Raw genomic sequence first — 18,660 nt, forward strand, 5'->3', positions numbered from 1 at the left:
CGGAGATGAGTGAACAGTATGCCCGTGAAAGTGTTCACTGACGGGATGATGAGACGCTCAGTGAACATTTCTGTCTCCCGAATGTCGCGCTCGCCAGCCAGCTTGAATATGAGTGAACATCTACTTCTCTAAAATGTCGTACTGCAGACGAGTTTGACCCTGAGTGAACACTTTAGAGATAACAGATCTTATAAACCGATACATAATAAAATGAATGGCCGATTATAGATGCTCGGAGGGTTTAGCTGATAGTCTAATACCTGTGAAAAAAAACGTGCCGGTTACTGTTATCAAGCTAAATGATTTACTTCGATCAATGGTTTGCCATATACTAAAAAGGTACTTTAGAATGATAAGGATACAAAGGATGCTTTAACAGTGCGGATTAAAACATCTGCAGCTTCTTTTTACATCCCTGATAGCGCAGAAGTGATCAGTAGCGAAAACGTCTCACGTCTTAAAGCTATACACAATCAAAAATGGAGGACCTATACCATGAACTTATCAGTACTGCTTCAGTCGATCGATACTGTGTCTGAAAAGAACAGTAAGCACGATATAGAAATCAAAAATCTGGCCTATCATTCGAGTAAGGTCAAACCGGGGACACTGTTCGTGTGTATCCGCGGTTTCAAAACAGATGGCCATAACTATGCTGAAGCGGCAGTTAAAAATGGAGCGGCAGCTCTGATCGTCGAACGCTTCCTCCCTGATATCACGGTCCCGCAGTTTCTAGTCGCTGACGGGCGCAGAGCGCTGGCGTTGGTGTCGGACTGTTTTTATGGCCGACCTTCCCAAAACATGCGCATATTCGGCGTGACCGGAACGAACGGAAAAACGACGATTACATATATGACCGATGCTGTATTCAGAGCCAATGATCTGGCGACCGGACTCATCGGAACGATCCTGGTCAAGTTCAGTGACGTCACGGTGCCAGCCGTACTGACGACCCCGGAATCTCTGGATCTGCAGCGGTACTTGAAAAAGATGGAGGATAAAGGCGTCTCGCATGTCTCAATGGAAGTCTCTTCGTCTGCTTTAGATCTGAAGCGCACGGAGAATTTGGCCTTCGATGTAGCCGCCTTTACAAATATCCACCGTGATCATATCGAACTGCATGGGTCTTTTGAGGCTTATTACAATGCCAAAGCCTCGTTTATTCGTCAGGCGCCAAAATCGAGTGCGGCATTACTGAATATCGACGAATCGCTTTTAGAAAAGCTGAAAGATGAAACGGAAGCACAGGTGATCTCTTTCGGCATAAAGAATGACTCGGGACACTTCCACGTTTCTGATATCGATATGTCAGACGGGATCCCTTCGTTTACTGTCACGCAGAAAAAGCCTGTAAAAAGTTTGACCGGCAGACCGATAAATTTAGAGCCTTTTCGGATCGATCTAGCGGTGCCGGGACTTTATTCTATCTATAATGCGCTGACCGCCATCATCACAGGACTGGTGAATGATATCCCGTTAAACATAGTCAAATCGGGGATAGAAGGCTTTATAGGGGTCGAACGGCGCTTTCAGATCCTTTACGATAAAGAATTTACCGTCATTGACGATCTGCTCCTGAACGAAGACAACATCGAGGCGAGTTTAAAAGCGCTGAAAAACTTGAATTACAAGGCAATCCATTTTGTGCATGCGGTCCGCGGGAGTAGAGGGACTGAAGTCAATCGGGAAAATGCAGCTAAAATGGCCGACTGGTTTCCTTCTTTGAATATCAAAAACGTGACCCTGACAGCCAGTCGCTCACTTGTCGGGGAACTGGACACGGTTAAAAAAGAAGAAACAGCGGCGTTCACGGATGTCATGGAATCCAGAGGCATCGCAGTAGATTTTCATGAAGAACTGCATGATGCGCTCGCAGCCAGCCTCACACAGGTCGAACCGGGCGATATCCTGCTGATCACAGGAGCTCACGGAATGGATCACGGCGCACGGATCATCATGGAGCTGCTGAAAAAGAGACCTGGAACAGACAGGGTAGCAGTCGATGCGATCATGACTAAAAAAATGATCGGCATGGAGACGACTCAAAAATCAGATGTATCCTGACTGATCTCTGGTTCATTTGCTTTTAGAAAGGATATTAAACGCGTTTGATCAAACATGTTCAATAAGCTGAAATGCGCCCAGATCTCGCTCTCTGTTCAGGTCAGAACAGGAGCAGGACCTGGGCGCATCTATTCGTATAAGAAAAGCCGTTTAATGATTATTCAATGAATCAATAATAATGGCAGATGTTTCTTCGATGGACTTGCTGGATACGTTGATGATCTGGCAGTTCAGCTTTTTATACAGTTCTTCAGCGTATTTGATCTCCTTGCGGATACGTTCTTTACTGGAATAAGGTGTTTCAGGATCCATACCGTAAGATATCATGCGTTCGCGCCTGATATTCGACAGCATTTCTTCCTCGTTCGTCAAGCCGACCATTCGATTTGGGTCCACTGACCAGATTTCATCAGGCAGGCGTGATTCAGGCATCAGCGGTAGGTTTGCGACTTTATACCCCTGATTGGCCATATAGATGCTTAAAGGAGTCTTGGATGTGCGGGAAATGCCTAAAATAACGATGTCTGCTTCCAGGAAGCCACGCGGATCTTTCCCGTCATCATACTGGACGGCAAACTCCAGGGCACTGATCCGGTTGAAATATTTATCGTCCAGTTTATGCTTGGCCCCCGGTTTATGCTGGGGCATCGTATTCGTCCGGGCGGTGACTTCACTCAGTAGTGGATTGAGGACGTCGATGCATTTGATGTCATGTTCGGTACAGAAGGTCTCGATCGTCTCGACAAGGATCGGATCGACAAAGGTATGAAGGACGACAGCATTGAATCGTTTCGCTTTCTCAAGGACAACGGTCAGCTGATCTTCTTCCCGGATAAAGGGGAAATTCTTCAATTCATAGTCGACATCCGGAAACTGAGCCAGAGCGGCATGCACGACATTGCTTGCTGTCCCTCCGACCGAATCCGACAGGACCATGATGGTTAAAGATGAATGTTGAGACATAATGAAATCTCCTTTCTCAAATTAAGTGATACCTTTAGTATATAGGAAGTCGTTTAGAATGAGAACAAATTTGAAACTTGAATTTTTCAACTTTTGCGATATACTAGTTTAAGAATAACAAACTATATAAGGGAAGCGATAGTGTGTCTGCTTTTGAACAAGCTGTTAAAACGCTGAAGCGCAATGGGTACAAGACGACTGGTAAAAGACAGCGGATCCTCGAATTACTCTATAACTCTAATAAATATATGTCCGCCAAAGAAGTCCAGGACAAGCTGAAAAAAATGTTTCCGGGTATCAGTCCTGATACGATTTACAGAAATCTGCATACATTTGTCGAATTGAAGGTAGTGGAAGAAACCGAATTGAATGGAGAAAAACTTTTCCGGGCCACCTGTGATGTGCATGGGCATCATCATCACTTTATCTGTACAGTCTGCGGCAAGACGAAAGAGCTGGACTGTCCGCTTGATCTGTTTCAGGATCAGCTGCCCGGGTATGAAGTCGATTCACATCGGTTTGAACTTTTTGGAAAATGCAGTAATTGCCTGCAGCTGCAGTCGACTAATTAAAAAAAGAGAGAGTGTTTATAATTTTGTCAGGATTTATTTGATGATGAGGTTGACGCTCTCTCTTTTATTGTATATAATAAACAGTGAATTGTATTATACTTTACGTATACCCTGCAATTACATCATTTAGTGATAGGGAAGACCAATTGTGACTATTTTATTTCTTGCAAAATGGAACTCCCTGAATGTACGAGGGGAGGGGAAGAACGTTGACTAAAACAGAACTCAAAAAAGGTGAAGATCTTGAGGATGCTCTACGTCGTTTTAAACGTTCCGTTTCTAAATCCGGCACTATGAAAGAAGCCCGTAAACGCGAGTACTACGATAAACCAAGTGTTAAACGTAAAAAGAAATCTATCGAAGCACGTAAACGCAAGTAATTTCTCGCTTTACGATGTGCTTCGACATGATAGAAGGTGGACGAGATGAGTAAACTTGATCAACTGAATCAGGATATGAAAACGGCTATGAAACAGAAAGATAAAGAAACATTATCAACTGTTCGTATGCTGAAATCTGCGCTTCAAACTGAACAAATCAACAAAGGCGAGGAACTTTCCGAGGAAGAAGAATTAACGATCCTTGCTCGTGAGAAGAAACAGCGTCTGGAGTCTTTGAATGAATTTAAGGCCGCCGGTCGTGATGATCTGGTCCTTAAACTGGAAAAAGAGCTCTCCGTTGTCGATAATTATCTTCCGGAACAACTCAGTGAAGATGAGGTTCGTACCATTGTTCAGGAAACGATCGCTCAAACGCAGGCGTCATCCATGCAGGACATGGGTAAAGTGATGGGTGCGTTGATGCCGAAAGTAAAAGGCAAAGCTGATGGATCATTAGTAAGCTCGATCGTAAAAGAAGAACTTAATAAATAAACCTTTGATCATAAAAGAACGCTGTTTAGAACTTTCTAAACAGCGTTCTTTTTATGGACTGGTGAGTCCGAAGAAGGTAAACATGTGATTTTCTGCAACTTTATAGAGTTTTTTAGCTATTTATGCTATTATTTATATACTTAAACGACTATCGAATGAGTGCTGATGATAGCGTCAGTCTTATCAAAGAAGGAGATGTTAACTGCTTGACTGAATCAAATGAGAAGCGACAGATTCACTTAGAAGATTCGCAGCGCGTTTTTGCGCTATTTGGTCCTCAAAACAGTTATTTAAACTTGATCGAAGAAGAAATGGACGTGGTCATCAACAGCCGCGGGACCAATCTTGAGATCGAAGGTGACAGTGAAACTATCGATCTGATCGACTCTCTTTTCCAGCAGCTGTTAGTCCTGGAAGAGAAAGGCATAACAATAAAAAAAGCGGATATCGTGTCTGCTATCCGTATGGCAAAACAGGGCAAGCTCGGAAAATTCGTCCGCATGTACGAAGAAGAGATCACCCGCGATAAAGACGGCAAGATCCTGCGCGCCAGGAACGTGGGCCAGCGCAACTATATCGAGGCGATCAAGAATCACGACATCGTTTTCGGTATCGGTCCTGCGGGTACAGGAAAGACCTTTGTCGCTGTCGCTATGGCAGTTGCAGCGATGCGCAGAGGCGATGTCAAGCGCATCATCTTGACACGTCCTGCCGTTGAAGCCGGCGAGAACCTGGGCTTCTTGCCCGGCGACTTAAAAGAAAAGGTGGATCCGTATCTTCGTCCCTTATATGATGCTTTGTACACGATTTTCGGCACCGAACATACCAATCGGCTGATCGAGCGTGAGACCATCGAGATCGCGCCGCTGGCTTACATGCGCGGACGGACGCTCGATGATGCCTTCATCATTTTAGACGAAGCACAGAATACGACGACCCAGCAGATGAAGATGTTTTTGACGCGTCTCGGCTTCGGCTCAAAGATGGTCATCAACGGGGACATCACCCAGATCGACTTGCCTAAACGCGTGAGCAGCGGACTGATCCATGCCGAACGCGTCTTGAGCAACGTCAATGGTATCGCTCATGTGCACTTCGAGGCGGAGGACGTCGTCAGACATCCGCTCGTGGCCAAAGTGATCGATGCCTATGTCAATGAAACGGGCGGGGATGACTAATGGATATCGCGATATACGATGAAACAAAACAGCTCACACCGGAAAAAACAGCCTGGATGGAAGATTTGCTGCAGTTCGCTGCCGCGAAACTGTCTATCCCGGAAAACGCTGAGATCTCGGTCACTGTGGTCGACGATCAGAAAATCAGAGAGATCAACCGGGAATACCGGAACAAAGATGCCGTCACGGACGTCATCAGTTTCGCCCTGGAAGACGATGAAGACATCTTCATGACGCTGGATATGGAAGAAGGAGAGATCCCGAGAGACCTTGGGGACATTTTTCTCTCCTATGACAAGGCTGTCGAGCAGGCCGAGGAGTATGGTCATTCAGTCGACCGCGAGCTGGGCTTTCTGCTCGTTCACGGCTTCCTGCATTTGAACGGCTACGATCATATGACCGAGACCGATGAGAAGGAAATGTTTTCACTACAAGAGGAGATTTTAAGAGAGTATGGACTCAAAAGATAGGCACGACCTTCCAGGTAAAAACAGAAAATACAGAGAATCCTTCCGCTATGCTTTCTGGGGCGTCAAGACGGCCTTTCAGGAAGAACGAAACATGCGGACCCACGTCATCACAGGGCTCCTTGTTCTGGTCGTGTCGCTGTTCCTTGACCTGACACGCTATGAGTGGCTCTGGCTGATCCTTGTCAGCTACCTGGTGTTCGTTATGGAACTCATCAATACAGTGGTGGAGAACGTCGTTGACCTGGTCACGGAAGAGTTTCATCCGATCGCCAAGAAAGTCAAGGACATGGCAGCGGCTGTTGTTCTCGTTACGGCAGGCTTCGCCGCACTGGTCGGCATCATCATTCTATTACCTAAGTTACTGCAAATTTTTATATAAAAAATACTACTAAAAAGAGGCGATATAAATGGATGAACAAAAGAAAAAAGATTTAGTGCAACAAGCTGACGGCATGCTGAAACGAGCCTATGTCCCTTATTCACATTTTCCAGTTGGAGCTGCTCTGCTGACAAAGGAAGGCAAGACCTATACCGGCTGTAATATTGAAAACGCATCATACAGCCTATCGAACTGTGCAGAGCGTACAGCGATTTTCAAAGCTGTTTCAGAAGGTGAAAAGGACTTTGATTATTTCGTCATCACAGGTGGAACGGACGAACCGATCTCTCCATGTGGCGCCTGCCGCCAGGTCATGGTCGAATTCTTCGAACCGGATATGAAAGTTTTACTGACCAACGAAGATGGCAAAATCAAAGAAACGACCGTAGCAGAATTGCTGCCGGGCGCCTTCCAGGCGGAGGATATGGTTTGAGTAGAGAAACAACAGCTTATAAGTCAGGATTCGTCTCCATCGTCGGCCGGCCCAATGTAGGAAAATCGACCTTGCTCAACCGACTTGTCGGACAGAAGATCGCCATCATGAGCGACAAGGCACAGACGACCCGCAACAAGATCCAGGGTATTTACACGACAGATGATGAACAGATCGTCTTTATCGATACTCCCGGGATCCATAAACCGAAACATCGTCTGGGTGACTTCATGGTCGAAACAGCGCTCAGCACATTCAACGAAGTGGATGTTGTTCTGTTTCTGGTCAATGTGGCCGAAAAACGCGGCGCCGGTGATAACTACATCATTGATAAACTGAAGTATGTGGAGAGCCCGGTGTTTCTCGTCCTGAATAAAATCGATCAGGTCCACCCGGATGAACTGCTTCCGATCATCGAGGACTACAACAAGCAGATGGAATTTGCAGAAATCGTGCCGATCTCAGCCATGGAAGGCAACAATGTCGACCATTTAGTGGATACGATCCGCAATTATCTTCCTGAAGGCCCGCAGTTCTATCCAGAAGACCAGGTGACAGATCACCCCGAGTATTTTATCGTGTCTGAACTGATCCGTGAGAAAGTACTGGAGCGTACCCGTGAAGAAGTGCCCCATTCGATCGCTGTGGTCATCGAGAGCATGCAGCGCAATGCCGATGATAAAGTGGAAGTCAGAGCCGTGATCAATGTGGAGCGTAAATCGCAAAAAGGGATCATTATCGGTAAGCAAGGCAAAACGATCAAAGATATCGGCATCAATGCCCGCCGGGATATCGAAAAACTTTTAGGCGACAAGATCTATCTGGAACTGTTCGTCAAAGTGCAGAGCGACTGGCGCGACAAGCAGACCAATCTGAAGGATTTCGGCTACAATAAAGAAGAATATTAAGGTTAACGGGAAAGTGAGAAGGTGACTGAGTGTCTCAGCTAGAAGAAGTGCATGGCATCGTTTTATCAGTCAGAAAGCACCGCGAGCGGGACTTTCTGGTCAAGCTGTTTACACGGGAATACGGAAAGCTGATGTTTTTTGTCCGCGGAACGAAAAACCCGAACAATAAACTGAAGCCGGCCATCCAGCCGTTTACTCAGGCGACATATATCGCTGATATCCGAGACACGGGTTTGAGTTTCCTCCGGGATTCCAAACTCGTGTCACCTTTTTCTGCCATCCAGCAGGACATCTTCAAGAACGCCTACGGTACCTATGTTCTGCAGCTGGCTGATGCGGCTCTGGAAGACAGACAGATGGATCCGGGATTATTCGCACAGCTCGTTTTGGGGCTGGAAGCGATAGATGAAGGTCTGGATGCTGAAGTGATCATGAATATCTTTGAAATGCGTTTTCTGAGATACTTCGGGGTCATGCCTGAACTGCGCGGCTGTGTGATCTGCGGCGTGACAGAAGGGGCTTTCGACTATTCAAGCCTGCATCATGGGCTGCTGTGCCCGAAACATTACTACGAAGACGAACGGCGTTATCATGCCAGTCCCAAGGCGATCCACTTTATCCGGCTGTTTTCAGTGATCTCCTTTGACAAGATCAATTCGATCTCGGTCAAAGACGAGACGAAGAAAGAGATCCGGGCTGTGATCGATCAGCTTTATGACGAACTGGTCGGCATTCGGCTCAAGAGCCGGAAGTTCATCGACAGCATGAAAGAATGGGAAAATCTGATGAAGCCGCAGGAAGATGCAACGGACTGATAAGGCGACTCAGCTGGTATGAAAGTTTAAGATTGACAAATCATGTCATTCAGTTAAGATAGACTATAGAAGAAAAAGTAAATAAAACAGAAGACACAATGAAGGAAAGAGTAGGAACAGCGGATCGTTTAAGCGACTGTGGGCGAGTGGGAGCCACGGACATCACTGTTTTGAAAGGCATCCGGAGTGTCCATTTAAAAGTGCTGGCTTCATAATCTTAAGCTAGAAGTAGGGTGGAACCGCGAGAAGACTCGTCCCTATACTGAACACGCGTATCAGTATAGAGACGAGTCTTTTTTTGTTGTTTTATTAAAAGGAGAGAGAAAAATGGAAGAAAAGAAAACGTTTCAAGATATCATTTTAACGCTGCAGCAATTCTGGTCCAAACAGGGGTGCATGCTGATGCAGGCCTACGACACAGAAAAAGGGGCCGGAACGATGAGCCCTTATACGTTTTTGCGTGCCATCGGACCTGAGCCATGGAACGCTGCCTACGTTGAACCGAGCCGCCGACCAGCTGACGGACGTTACGGTGAGAACCCGAACCGTCTTTATCAGCACCATCAGTTCCAGGTCGTGATGAAACCTTCACCAAAAAATATCCAGGAGCTGTACATCGAAAGTCTGAAAGCACTGGGAATCGATCCTCTGAAACACGATATCCGCTTTGTTGAAGATAACTGGGAGAATCCGTCTTTAGGCTGTGCCGGTCTGGGCTGGGAAGTTTGGCTGGACGGCATGGAAGTCACCCAGTTCACTTACTTCCAGCAGGTCGGTGGTCTTGAAGTGGATTCCGTGACGAGCGAACTGACATACGGACTGGAACGTCTGGCTTCTTATATCCAGGACGTCAACAGTGTCTATGATATCGAATGGGCACCGGGCGTGAAATACGGTGAGATCTTCAAGCACCCTGAATATGAACACTCAGCGTATTCTTTCGACCACAGCGACACGGCCTTTTTGTTCAGCCAGTTTTCATCTTTTGAAAAGGAAGCGTTGAAGCAGATCGACAACAACCTGGTCCATCCGGCTTATGACTATGTATTGAAATGCAGCCATGCCTTCAATCTGCTGGATGCCAGAGGAGCTGTTTCTGCGACAGATCGTCCGGATTATCTGAAACGCATCCGTCATATGGCGCGTCTAATCGCCAAAGCCTTTTTAGAAGAACGCGCAAAACTTTCCTTCCCGCTGATCAAAGACAGTGAGACAGCCAAATGGGTCGAAAAGTACGGCGTTAAGGAGGAAAAATAATGACACACACATTTTTACTTGAAATCGGACTGGAAGAGATGCCGGCGAAAGTCGTCTCAAGATCTGCCAGTCAGTTAAAAACGATGGTAAGCACACACTTGAAAGAAAATGGCCTGAATTATTCAACGATCGATGTCTACAGTACACCCAGACGTCTGGCCGTCAGTGTCAGTGAACTGGAAGAAAAACAGGAAGACCGCACGGAGACAGTCAAAGGACCGGCCAAGCGTATCGCCGTGGACGATGAAGGCAACTGGTCAAAAGCGGCCATCGGCTTTTCAAAAGGTCAGAAAGCGTCGGTCGACGATATTGTCTTCAAAGAAGTAAAAGGCGAAGAGTATGTCTTTATCGAGAAAGAAATCAAAGGCCAGTCGGCAGAAGAGGTTCTGAAAACCCTCGCCGACCGACTGCCATCCATGACTTTCCCGGTATCGATGAAGTGGGGAAATTCGTCTCACCGTTTCATCCGTCCGGTCCATTGGCTCGTTGCTCTTTTAGACGCAGACGTCGTCGACATGAAGCTCTTTGATGTTGCTTCAGGCAGAGAAACTAGAGGCCACCGATTCTTAGGCAGTTCAGTGACACTGGACCATGCAAAAGACTATGAAGAAGCATTGAAACAGGAATCCGTCCTGGTCGACCGGGATGAACGCAGAAAGGCTATCGTCACGCAGATCAGAGACTTGTGTCAGGAAAACAACTGGCAGGACCCGACTGATAACGTGTCCTTAGTCGATGAAGTGACTGACTTAGTGGAATATCCGACCGTCTTTTCCGGTTCCTTTGACGAAGACTACCTGAAAGTCCCTGAGATTGTACTGGAAACGGCTATGGCCGATCACCAGCGTTACTTCCCTGTCCGTGAGGCAGGCGAAGAAGGTTCGTTCCTTCCGTACTTTATCGCTGTGAGAAACGGGAATGATCAAGGGCTCGACTTTGTACGTAAAGGGAATGAAAAAGTTTTGAGTGCCCGACTGGCTGATGCGGCTTTCTTCTATGAAGAAGACAACAAGCATACCATCGACTATTTCGTTGAAAAACTGAAACATGTTTCTTTCCACGAAAAAATCGGTTCACTATACGAAAAACAGGAACGCATCGAACGGATCGCTGAAAGTCTTGTTCCCTATTTCGATTTGAAAGTGGAAAAAGAAACAGACGTGAAACGCGCCGCACGCATCTGTAAATTTGATCTGGTCACGCAGACCGTTACAGAATTTACATCACTTCAAGGACAGATCGCCGGAATCTTTGCCCGCGAACGCAAGGAATCAGACGCTGTTTCTCAAGCGCTGGCTGAACAGTACCTGCCGGACAGCATGGAAGGCAAACTACCGGAAAGTAAGGTCGGGGCTATCATCTCACTGGCGGACAAGATGGATTCACTGATGTCCTTCTTCGCCATCGGATTGATCCCGACCGGTTCCAATGACCCGTTCGCCTTAAGAAGACAGGCCATGGGGATCGTTCGCATGATCGAAGCCTTCGACCTGCCGCTGTCTATCAGCGAGTGGATCGATGGGATCATTCACGATGTTCAGAACATTGAAACCAAAGCTCTCTATGAACAGAACAAAGGAAATGTCAGCCAGTTCATTCAGGACCGTCTGGATGTGTGGCTCACAAAATATGCCGGTCTGGATAAGGACTATGATGTGAGAGAAGCTGTTCTGAACGCGTCACACGATAACATCGTGGCTTTGATCGATCAGGCTAAAGTCCTGAAAGCAGAGAAGCAGACCGACCAGTTCAAACCGGTGGTCGAGTCGCTGACCCGTGTCGCAAATCTGGCTGAAAAAGCAGATCCGAATGTAGCTGTGGATGCTGAACGGTTTGAATCAGACTCCGAGCGCGCACTTTATGATGCGGTGACGGGTATACAGATGCTGAATGAAAAAGATATCAGTGCCGGTGAGACGTGGAAGCAGTTCGTTCTGCTTCACCCACTGATCGATGCTTTCTTCGAAGAAAACATGGTCATGGCAGACGACGAAGCAGTCAAAGCCAATCGTCTGGCTCTACTGGACCGTATCGATAGACTGGCAAGACCCTTTGCCCAGTTCAGCACACTCGTTATCAAATAAGCAGACAAAGAAGGCAGTTTTTCTGTCTTCTTTCGTTTATAATACAGCCGAGAACCCTCGTGACATAAGTCAAGAGAGGTTCATAATAAAGGTTAAATGGAAATAAAATGAAGGAGCCTCATCTCATGCTAAAAAAATTCTTTTCCTATTACCAGCCTTACAGGAAACTGTTCACACTGGACTTTTCCGCCGCGACCATCGTGGCTGTGCTGGAACTTGCCTTTCCGATCATGGTCCAGCAGGTCGTGGACCGTATCCTGCCGAGTGGTGACTGGCCTCTGATCATTTGGGTATCCATAGGACTGCTCTTGGTGTATATGGTCAATACGACCCTCCATTATGTGGTTACATATTACGGGCATAAGCTGGGGACGAACATCGAAACAGACATGCGTCAGGACTTATACGATCATCTCCAGAAGCAGTCGTTTTCTTATTTTGATGACCGGGAAACAGGGACACTCATTACCCGGCTGACATCCGACTTGTTCGAGATCGCCGAAGTGGCACATCACGGACCGGAAGATGTGTTCATTACGATCTTTACACTACTGGGGGCGTTTGGCCTGATGCTGAATGTGCATGTCCAGCTGGCTTTAATGACCTTCTTCCTGGTGCCTTTTATAGCGGTAGCTTTAGGATTTTTCAACAAGCGCATGACCCAGGTCAATACGCAGATCTATGATGATCTGGCAAACTTCTCGGCCGGCATCGAAGCCTCTGTCGGTGGGATCCGCGTCGTTCAGGCTTTTTCCAATGAAGCATTCGAACAGGGACGTTTCGATCGTTTGAACCAGGCTTACAAGAAGTCGAAATATCTGTTTTATAAAACGATGGCGGTCAGTCATTCCTACAACTACTTTTTCATCCGACTGATCAGTCTGTTCACCCTGTTCTTCGGCGCTTACTTTACTATACAAGGCGAAATCGGCTACGGGGATCTTGTGGCCTTTATCCTCTTTGCGAATGTATTCGTGCGACCGATCGAAAAAGTGAATCACATGATCGAAAGTTATCCGAAAGGGATCGCCGGTTTCCGTCGTCTCCTGGAAGAGATGGGGCGCAGTCCTGAAGTCAAGGATACAGAATACGCTTATGAGGTCAATAAGCTTGACGGGGATATCGAATACAAAGACGTCCAGTTCAGCTATGAAGAAAATCAGGTCGTACTGGAAGATATTAATTTATCTATAAAAGCCGGTGAAACGGTCGCCTTCGTGGGTCCAAGCGGGGCCGGAAAGACGACCATCTGTAACCTGCTGCCGCGTTTCTATGACATCGACAGCGGCAAGATCACTATTGACGGCTATTCGATCAAAGAGATCAAACTGCAGTCCTTAAGAGAACAGATCGGCGTGGTCCAGCAGGATGTCTTCCTGTTCCCGGGAACGATCCGAGAAAATATCCTTTATGGTAAACTGGATGCAACGCAAGCAGAAGTCGCCGAAGCCGTTAAAATGGCTAATTTAGAAGACGTCGTAAACCAGCTGCCGAGAGGACTGGATACGATCATCGGGGAACGGGGAGTGAAGTTGTCAGGTGGTCAGAAGCAGCGCCTGTCGATCGCCCGTATCTTTTTGAAAAACCCGCCGATACTGATTTTAGATGAAGCGACCTCAGCTTTGGATACAGAAACGGAGCAGGCGATCCAGGAAGCCTTAGACAGCTTGTCCAGAGGTAGAACGACACTGATCATTGCCCATAGACTGGCGACGATCAAAAATGCCGACCGCATCGTCGTCGTTGCTGACAAAGGCATCGTAGAACAGGGAAGTCACGATGAACTGATCGCCCATGACGGTGCCTATAAAGCCTTGTACGATGCTCAGTTTTCTTAAGATATTTTGATTAGGAGGATCACTATGGAAGCAGAACAAAGACGCGAAGAGATTCTTGTCCTTTTAAAAAACAGTGCCGATCCGATCGTCGCGCGTGCACTGGCAGAACAGTTCGATGTCAGCCGTCAGGTCATCGTCGGAGATATCGCTCTCATCCGTGCGGCCGGGCAGGACATTTATTCTACACCTAAAGGGTATATGATGAGAAAGGCAGCGGCTCCCGGGGTAACGACGCAGCTGGTCTGCATGCATACCCGTGAAGAAACGAAAGAAGAACTCTATACGATCGTGGATACCGGCTGTGAGGTCCTGGATGTGATCGTGGAGCATCCGCTTTATGGGATGATCCGGGGCGACCTGAATATCTCCAGCCGACTGGAAGCCGATGAGTTCCTCGATAAGCTGGATGAAACGGATACGTCCCTGCTTTCGAAACTGACGCACGGTATCCATACGCATACGATCCGGGCCAAAGACGAAGCGACACGCGATAAACTGATCGGCAAAATGAAAGAAAAAGGCTTTCTCTACGAATAAACTATTGACATCTCCTTGAACCTCCGTATACTAAATAGGTGTAAAGACACCTATATATACATAAAACAAGGAGATGTTTTTTATCAAAAGGACCAATACGTTAAAACTGACGATCACAGCTTTGCTTACGGCCATCGCGATCATGATTCCGATGGTCATGCCGGTAAGGGTCGTCATTCCACCCATGTCATTCACTTTGGCGAGTCATGTCGCGATCTTTTTCGCCATGTTCCTTTCGCCAAAAATCGCTGTGCTGGTCTCGCTGGGATCAGCTGCGGGCTTCTTACTTGCCGGTCTGCCGATCGTCATTACCCTCCGTGCGCTGAGCCACGTGGTTTTTGCGCTCATCGGTGCGTTTTATCTGCAGAACAGAAAGGAAGACGTGCTGTCGTCACCACTGAAGAGTCAAATTTTTTCCTTCTGGATAGGACTGGTCCATGCTCTGGCTGAAGTTTTTGTCGTTTCACTGTTTTTCCTCGGTATCCTTTCAGGCGGCGACTATGACCAAGGCTTTTTCTATGTCGTCTTTCTGCTGGTCGGGGTAGGGACACTCGTTCACAGCATGGTCGATTTCTTTATCGCCCAGATCATCTGGAAGAGTTTAGGTAAGCGCATGAATCAGATCGCAAGGAAAGTCACCGCTTGATAAAATATTTTTGATCGGAAAGGCTGGAAAATTTTCCAGCCTTTTTCCTTTGTTGAGTTTTTGATCGAATGGGGGGACAGGAACACGTTCTTTTATTGTTTGTTCAAGAAGTGGTGCCAAAAAGGAATTAGTGACTAGTTCTATATAAATGTTTTTTGGAAGTAGTCTCAATAAGTGTTTAGTGTCCAGTTCGGTGCCCATTTGTCTAGGAAGTGGTCGCAAAGAATGTTTAGTGACCAGTTCGTCACACATTTTCTGAGGAAGTAGTCTCAAAGACGATTTATCTGATTTCTCAACTGAACTAACTCAGCAATCACGTGTTAAATCAGTTTGATATGGCGCACTCCGATCACCTGCAACCTTCGAGTCGAATGATTTACATAACAAAGATATTTTGGTATACTAAAGATTGATTATTATAGGGTCAGTATGCTATTCTTTGATCCCTATAATGCAACAGGCCACGAAGGGGGATGAAGAATGAGTAGAATACCTGATGAAACAATTAATTCTATTCGAGAACAGACAGACATTGTTCAAGTCATTTCTCAATATCTTCAGTTAAGAAAGTCAGGACAGAATCACTTTGCATCCTGTCCTTTCCATGATGATAAGACACCATCCTTTTCAGTCAGTGAAAAGAAACAGATCTACCATTGCTTCAGCTGCGGCAGAGGCGGGAACGTCTTCAGTTTCCTTCAGGAAATCGAAGGGATTTCCTTTGTCGAAGCGGTCGGAAAAACTGCCGACCTGGCGGATATTCCTGTCGACCAGACACTGTTCGATCAGGCCGCACAGAACCGGCCGAATGCGGATTCGACCAGAGGGAAACTGCTTTCGGTCTATGAAAAAGCGGAACACTTCTATCATCATGTTCTTGTGAATACAAAAGCCGGAGAAGCGGCTTACCAGTATCTGCTGGACCGAGGCATGACTGAAGAAAGTATTGACACGTTCAAGATCGGATTTTCTCCCCCTCAGAGAGAATCTTTAAAGATGTATCTGGAAAACGAAGACTTAAGTGAAACAGAGATCCTGAAGAAATCAGGCCTGTTTTCAGATAGAGACGATGATAAATTTTATGATCGTTTCACTAACCGTATCCTTTTCCCGATCAAAGATGCCAAAGGACATACCGTTGCCTTTTCGGGACGTGCCTTTATGGATAATGAAGACGGACAGATGCGGACGGCCAAGTATATGAACAGTCCGGAAACGGAATTGTTCAACAAGCGCCGCGTCCTGTTCAACTATGACAAAGCTCGGCCGGTCATCCGTCGTGAAGGGGAAGTCCTCCTTTTTGAAGGATTTATGGATGTCATTTCAGCCTGGCAGGCAGGTGTGAGGAACGGTCTGGCAACGATGGGGACGAGCCTGACAGAAGAACAGGTCCGCACGCTCGATAAAGTAACGGATCATGTCGTGATCGCCTATGACGGTGATTCGGCAGGGCTTGAAGCAATCAAACGAGCGACTGATTTCATCGCCAATGAAACGCATTTCTCTATCGAGATCGCAGCTTTCCCGGAAAAAATGGATCCTGATGATTTTATCCAGAAAAGAGGAGCAGAAGCCTTCAAGGATTTCCTGGCACATGGCCGGGATACACTGATGAGCTTTCTGATGAAATACCACAAAAAAGAAGTCAACTTAAATAATGAAAGTGACCGGTTGAAATATATCGATACGGTTTTAAATGAACTGACTCGGGTCACATCGGCTGTTGAACGGGAAATGTATCTCAATCAGCTGGCCGAAACCTTCGAATTGTCCACTGACTCTTTGAAAGAGCAGATGCACGGACATATCGTCGAAAACCAGAAAGAGCGGCGCAAACAGCAGAAAAAACGCAGTGAGAGGCAACAGACAAAGACACCTGTTCCTGAGCATCCGACTGTTGTGCTCCGTCAGAACAAACCGAAGCAGACAGCAGTCATGAAAGCTGAGAACGCCTTGCTGCATCGCTTGTTCACCAATAATGACGTCTGGCCGAAACTGAATGCTCTGGATAAAGAACTCGCATTCTCGATCGAATCAAATCAGCTCTTATTTATTCTCTACGAGGAATTTTATCATTCGCATGACCATCCGAATGTGCAGTCTTTTATCGACTTTCTGCCGGATGAAAAACTGAAGAGCAGGGCGTCTGAAATCATGTGGCTGTCTTTATCTGAAGACATCGCGCCGGGTGAGATCGAAGATTACCTGAATCTGATCTGTAACCGTCAGCCACTTGAAGACCGCATCAAAAACAAGCGGGAAGAACTGGTCGATGCCCAGCGTAGTGGAGACAAGCAAAGACAGCAATCCTTAAGTATCGAGATCATCAACTTATACCGTCAATTAAAAAATAAATAGACTAAATCAGGAGGCATGTCATTTTATGGCAAAAACAACGAAGAACAACAAGAAAAAGCCTGAAGAGAAATACGAACTTGCGGTCGTCCGTTTCATCAAAGACCTGAAGAAGAAGAAAGAGCAGACCGTTTCCTACGTCAAGATCACAGATGAACTAGCAGAACCTTTTGGACTGGAAAAAGAAAAGATGGATGATTTGGTTCAGAAACTGGAAGATGAAGGTATCGGTGTTGTGGACGAAGAGGGAAATCCGTTAACCAAACAACTCGAGAAACAAGCAAAAGAAGCTGAAAAGGCGAAAAAAGAAGAAATGATCGCTCCTCCTGGTGTGAAAATCAATGACCCTGTCCGCATGTATTTGAAAGAAATCGGGCGCGTCGATCTGTTGTCAGCGGACGAAGAAGTCTCTCTGGCTAAGCGTATCGAAGCAGGCGACACCTTGGCGAAACAGGAACTGGCAGAAGCCAACTTGCGTCTGGTCGTATCTATTGCCAAACGTTATGTCGGTCGTGGAATGAGCTTTCTGGACCTGATCCAGGAAGGTAACATGGGACTGATGAAGGCCGTTGAGAAATTCGACTATGAGAAAGGTTTCAAGTTCTCCACTTATGCGACATGGTGGATCAGACAGGCCATTACCCGTGCGATCGCCGACCAGGCCCGTACGATCCGTATCCCTGTGCATATGGTCGAAACGATCAACAAGCTTGTCCGTATCCAGCGACAACTGCTTCAGGACTTGGGCCGTGAACCAACACCTGAAGAAATCGGTGCAGAAATGGACCTGCCGACTGAAAAAGTCAGAGATATCCTGAAGATCTCTCAGGAACCTGTCTCACTTGAAACGCCGATCGGTGAAGAAGATGATTCGCACTTGGGCGACTTCATTGAAGACGATGGCGCCACAAGTCCGGCAGACAATGCGGCCTACGAACTCTTGAAGAATGAACTGGAAGACGTTCTGGACACCTTGACTGACCGTGAAGAAAATGTCCTGCGCCTGAGATTCGGTCTGGACGACGGCCGTCAGCGTACACTGGAAGATGTGGGCAAGGTCTTTGGCGTTACTCGTGAGCGTATCCGTCAGATCGAAGCGAAAGCTCTGAGAAAACTGCGTCACCCAAGTCGTTCTAAACAATTGAAAGACTTTTTAGAGTAGAAATATGTCGACAGAGAAGCAGGAAAAGCGGGAAATCGACTGTAAAGTAAAAGTTCTTGTCGCTTTTCTTTGCAATCTGTTCACAATTTTGGTATACTAATTTCTGGCTTGTTCAGTTAATGAAATA

Annotated in this window: 18 protein-coding genes; 17 read left to right on the forward strand and 1 reads right to left on the reverse strand. The window is 46.7% G+C overall.

Features of this window, described 5'->3' with window-relative positions; all coding sequences use genetic code 11:
- Positions 1-495: 495 nt before the first annotated feature.
- Positions 496-2,064 carry a Mur ligase family protein gene (locus BMX84_RS03380; protein ID WP_091487356.1) on the forward strand — a complete coding sequence of 523 codons (1,569 nt, stop codon included), beginning with the start codon at positions 496-498 and terminating at the stop codon, positions 2,062-2,064.
- A gap of 150 nt (positions 2,065-2,214) precedes the next feature.
- On the opposite strand, the gene BMX84_RS03385 is transcribed toward BMX84_RS03380, so the two are convergent.
- A complete protein-coding gene (locus BMX84_RS03385) occupies positions 2,215-3,027 on the reverse strand; it encodes a pyruvate, water dikinase regulatory protein (protein WP_091487230.1) in 813 nt (270 codons plus the stop codon).
- 143 nt (positions 3,028-3,170) lie between these two features.
- Between BMX84_RS03385 and BMX84_RS03390 the strand changes: the two genes are divergently transcribed.
- The 16 genes from BMX84_RS03390 (at position 3,171) to rpoD (ending at position 18,533) form a co-directional block, all read left to right on the forward strand.
- Complete coding sequence (locus BMX84_RS03390; RefSeq protein WP_091487232.1) at positions 3,171-3,599, forward strand: Fur family transcriptional regulator; 429 nt, start codon at positions 3,171-3,173, stop codon at positions 3,597-3,599.
- Positions 3,600-3,808: 209 nt separating this feature from the next.
- Positions 3,809-3,979 (forward strand): 30S ribosomal protein S21, encoded by a 171-nt coding sequence (gene rpsU / locus BMX84_RS03395; RefSeq protein WP_091487234.1) that lies wholly within the window; start codon positions 3,809-3,811, stop codon positions 3,977-3,979.
- Between the two features lie 45 nt (positions 3,980-4,024).
- Entirely contained in the window at positions 4,025-4,471 is a 447-nt protein-coding gene (locus BMX84_RS03400) for a GatB/YqeY domain-containing protein (protein WP_091487236.1), read from the forward strand.
- Positions 4,472-4,677: 206 nt separating this feature from the next.
- Complete coding sequence (locus tag BMX84_RS03405) at positions 4,678-5,649, forward strand: PhoH family protein (RefSeq protein ID WP_246119105.1); 972 nt, start codon at positions 4,678-4,680, stop codon at positions 5,647-5,649.
- Positions 5,649-6,119 (forward strand): rRNA maturation RNase YbeY, encoded by a 471-nt coding sequence (gene ybeY / locus BMX84_RS03410; RefSeq protein WP_091487239.1) that lies wholly within the window; start codon positions 5,649-5,651, stop codon positions 6,117-6,119. Before BMX84_RS03405 ends, ybeY begins: the two co-directional genes overlap by 1 nt.
- A complete protein-coding gene (locus BMX84_RS03415) occupies positions 6,103-6,498 on the forward strand; it encodes a diacylglycerol kinase family protein (RefSeq protein WP_091487241.1) in 396 nt (131 codons plus the stop codon). Before ybeY ends, BMX84_RS03415 begins: the two co-directional genes overlap by 17 nt.
- Before the next feature lie 28 nt (positions 6,499-6,526).
- A complete protein-coding gene (locus tag BMX84_RS12595; RefSeq protein ID WP_091487243.1) occupies positions 6,527-6,931 on the forward strand; it encodes a cytidine deaminase in 405 nt (134 codons plus the stop codon).
- A complete protein-coding gene (gene era / locus BMX84_RS03425; protein ID WP_091487245.1) occupies positions 6,928-7,839 on the forward strand; it encodes a GTPase Era in 912 nt (303 codons plus the stop codon). Before BMX84_RS12595 ends, era begins: the two co-directional genes overlap by 4 nt.
- A gap of 29 nt (positions 7,840-7,868) precedes the next feature.
- Entirely contained in the window at positions 7,869-8,654 is a 786-nt protein-coding gene (gene recO, locus BMX84_RS03430; protein ID WP_091487246.1) for a DNA repair protein RecO, read from the forward strand.
- A 327-nt stretch (positions 8,655-8,981) separates the two neighbouring features.
- The gene (gene glyQ, locus BMX84_RS03435; RefSeq protein WP_091487248.1) at positions 8,982-9,911 is read left to right on the forward strand and encodes a glycine--tRNA ligase subunit alpha; all 930 of its coding nucleotides are present in this window, start codon (positions 8,982-8,984) and stop codon (positions 9,909-9,911) included.
- Positions 9,911-11,995, forward strand: a complete 2,085-nt coding sequence (gene glyS / locus BMX84_RS03440) for a glycine--tRNA ligase subunit beta (RefSeq protein ID WP_091487250.1) — start codon at positions 9,911-9,913, stop codon at positions 11,993-11,995. The genes glyQ and glyS overlap by 1 nt, the downstream gene beginning before the upstream one ends.
- Positions 11,996-12,120: 125 nt before the next feature.
- Positions 12,121-13,833 (forward strand): ABC transporter ATP-binding protein, encoded by a 1,713-nt coding sequence (locus BMX84_RS03445; protein WP_091487251.1) that lies wholly within the window; start codon positions 12,121-12,123, stop codon positions 13,831-13,833.
- A 24-nt stretch (positions 13,834-13,857) separates the two neighbouring features.
- Positions 13,858-14,370 carry a transcription repressor NadR gene (locus BMX84_RS03450; RefSeq protein ID WP_091487253.1) on the forward strand — a complete coding sequence of 171 codons (513 nt, stop codon included), beginning with the start codon at positions 13,858-13,860 and terminating at the stop codon, positions 14,368-14,370.
- A 73-nt stretch (positions 14,371-14,443) separates the two neighbouring features.
- Positions 14,444-15,016 carry a hypothetical protein gene (locus BMX84_RS03455; protein WP_091487254.1) on the forward strand — a complete coding sequence of 191 codons (573 nt, stop codon included), beginning with the start codon at positions 14,444-14,446 and terminating at the stop codon, positions 15,014-15,016.
- A gap of 480 nt (positions 15,017-15,496) precedes the next feature.
- Positions 15,497-17,374 (forward strand): DNA primase, encoded by a 1,878-nt coding sequence (gene dnaG / locus BMX84_RS03460; protein WP_091487256.1) that lies wholly within the window; start codon positions 15,497-15,499, stop codon positions 17,372-17,374.
- Between the two features lie 25 nt (positions 17,375-17,399).
- Complete coding sequence (gene rpoD, locus BMX84_RS03465; RefSeq protein WP_091487258.1) at positions 17,400-18,533, forward strand: RNA polymerase sigma factor RpoD; 1,134 nt, start codon at positions 17,400-17,402, stop codon at positions 18,531-18,533.
- Positions 18,534-18,660: the final 127 nt, after the last annotated feature.

Source organism: Alkalibacterium putridalgicola (assembly GCF_900109825.1).
In the GTDB taxonomy this organism is placed as follows: domain Bacteria; phylum Bacillota; class Bacilli; order Lactobacillales; family Carnobacteriaceae_A; genus Alkalibacterium; species Alkalibacterium putridalgicola.

Coding starts and splice junctions, on each gene's coding strand:
- BMX84_RS03380 (WP_091487356.1), top strand. CDS start 496: ATGAACTTATCAGTACTGCTTCAGTCGATCGATACTGTGTCTGAAAAG.
- BMX84_RS03385 (WP_091487230.1), bottom strand. CDS start 3,027: ATGTCTCAACATTCATCTTTAACCATCATGGTCCTGTCGGATTCGGTC.
- BMX84_RS03400 (WP_091487236.1), top strand. CDS start 4,025: ATGAGTAAACTTGATCAACTGAATCAGGATATGAAAACGGCTATGAAA.
- ybeY (WP_091487239.1), top strand. CDS start 5,649: ATGGATATCGCGATATACGATGAAACAAAACAGCTCACACCGGAAAAA.
- BMX84_RS03415 (WP_091487241.1), top strand. CDS start 6,103: ATGGACTCAAAAGATAGGCACGACCTTCCAGGTAAAAACAGAAAATAC.
- BMX84_RS12595 (WP_091487243.1), top strand. CDS start 6,527: ATGGATGAACAAAAGAAAAAAGATTTAGTGCAACAAGCTGACGGCATG.
- glyQ (WP_091487248.1), top strand. CDS start 8,982: ATGGAAGAAAAGAAAACGTTTCAAGATATCATTTTAACGCTGCAGCAA.
- glyS (WP_091487250.1), top strand. CDS start 9,911: ATGACACACACATTTTTACTTGAAATCGGACTGGAAGAGATGCCGGCG.
- BMX84_RS03445 (WP_091487251.1), top strand. CDS start 12,121: ATGCTAAAAAAATTCTTTTCCTATTACCAGCCTTACAGGAAACTGTTC.
- BMX84_RS03450 (WP_091487253.1), top strand. CDS start 13,858: ATGGAAGCAGAACAAAGACGCGAAGAGATTCTTGTCCTTTTAAAAAAC.
- BMX84_RS03455 (WP_091487254.1), top strand. CDS start 14,444: ATGTTTTTTATCAAAAGGACCAATACGTTAAAACTGACGATCACAGCT.
- dnaG (WP_091487256.1), top strand. CDS start 15,497: ATGAGTAGAATACCTGATGAAACAATTAATTCTATTCGAGAACAGACA.
- rpoD (WP_091487258.1), top strand. CDS start 17,400: ATGGCAAAAACAACGAAGAACAACAAGAAAAAGCCTGAAGAGAAATAC.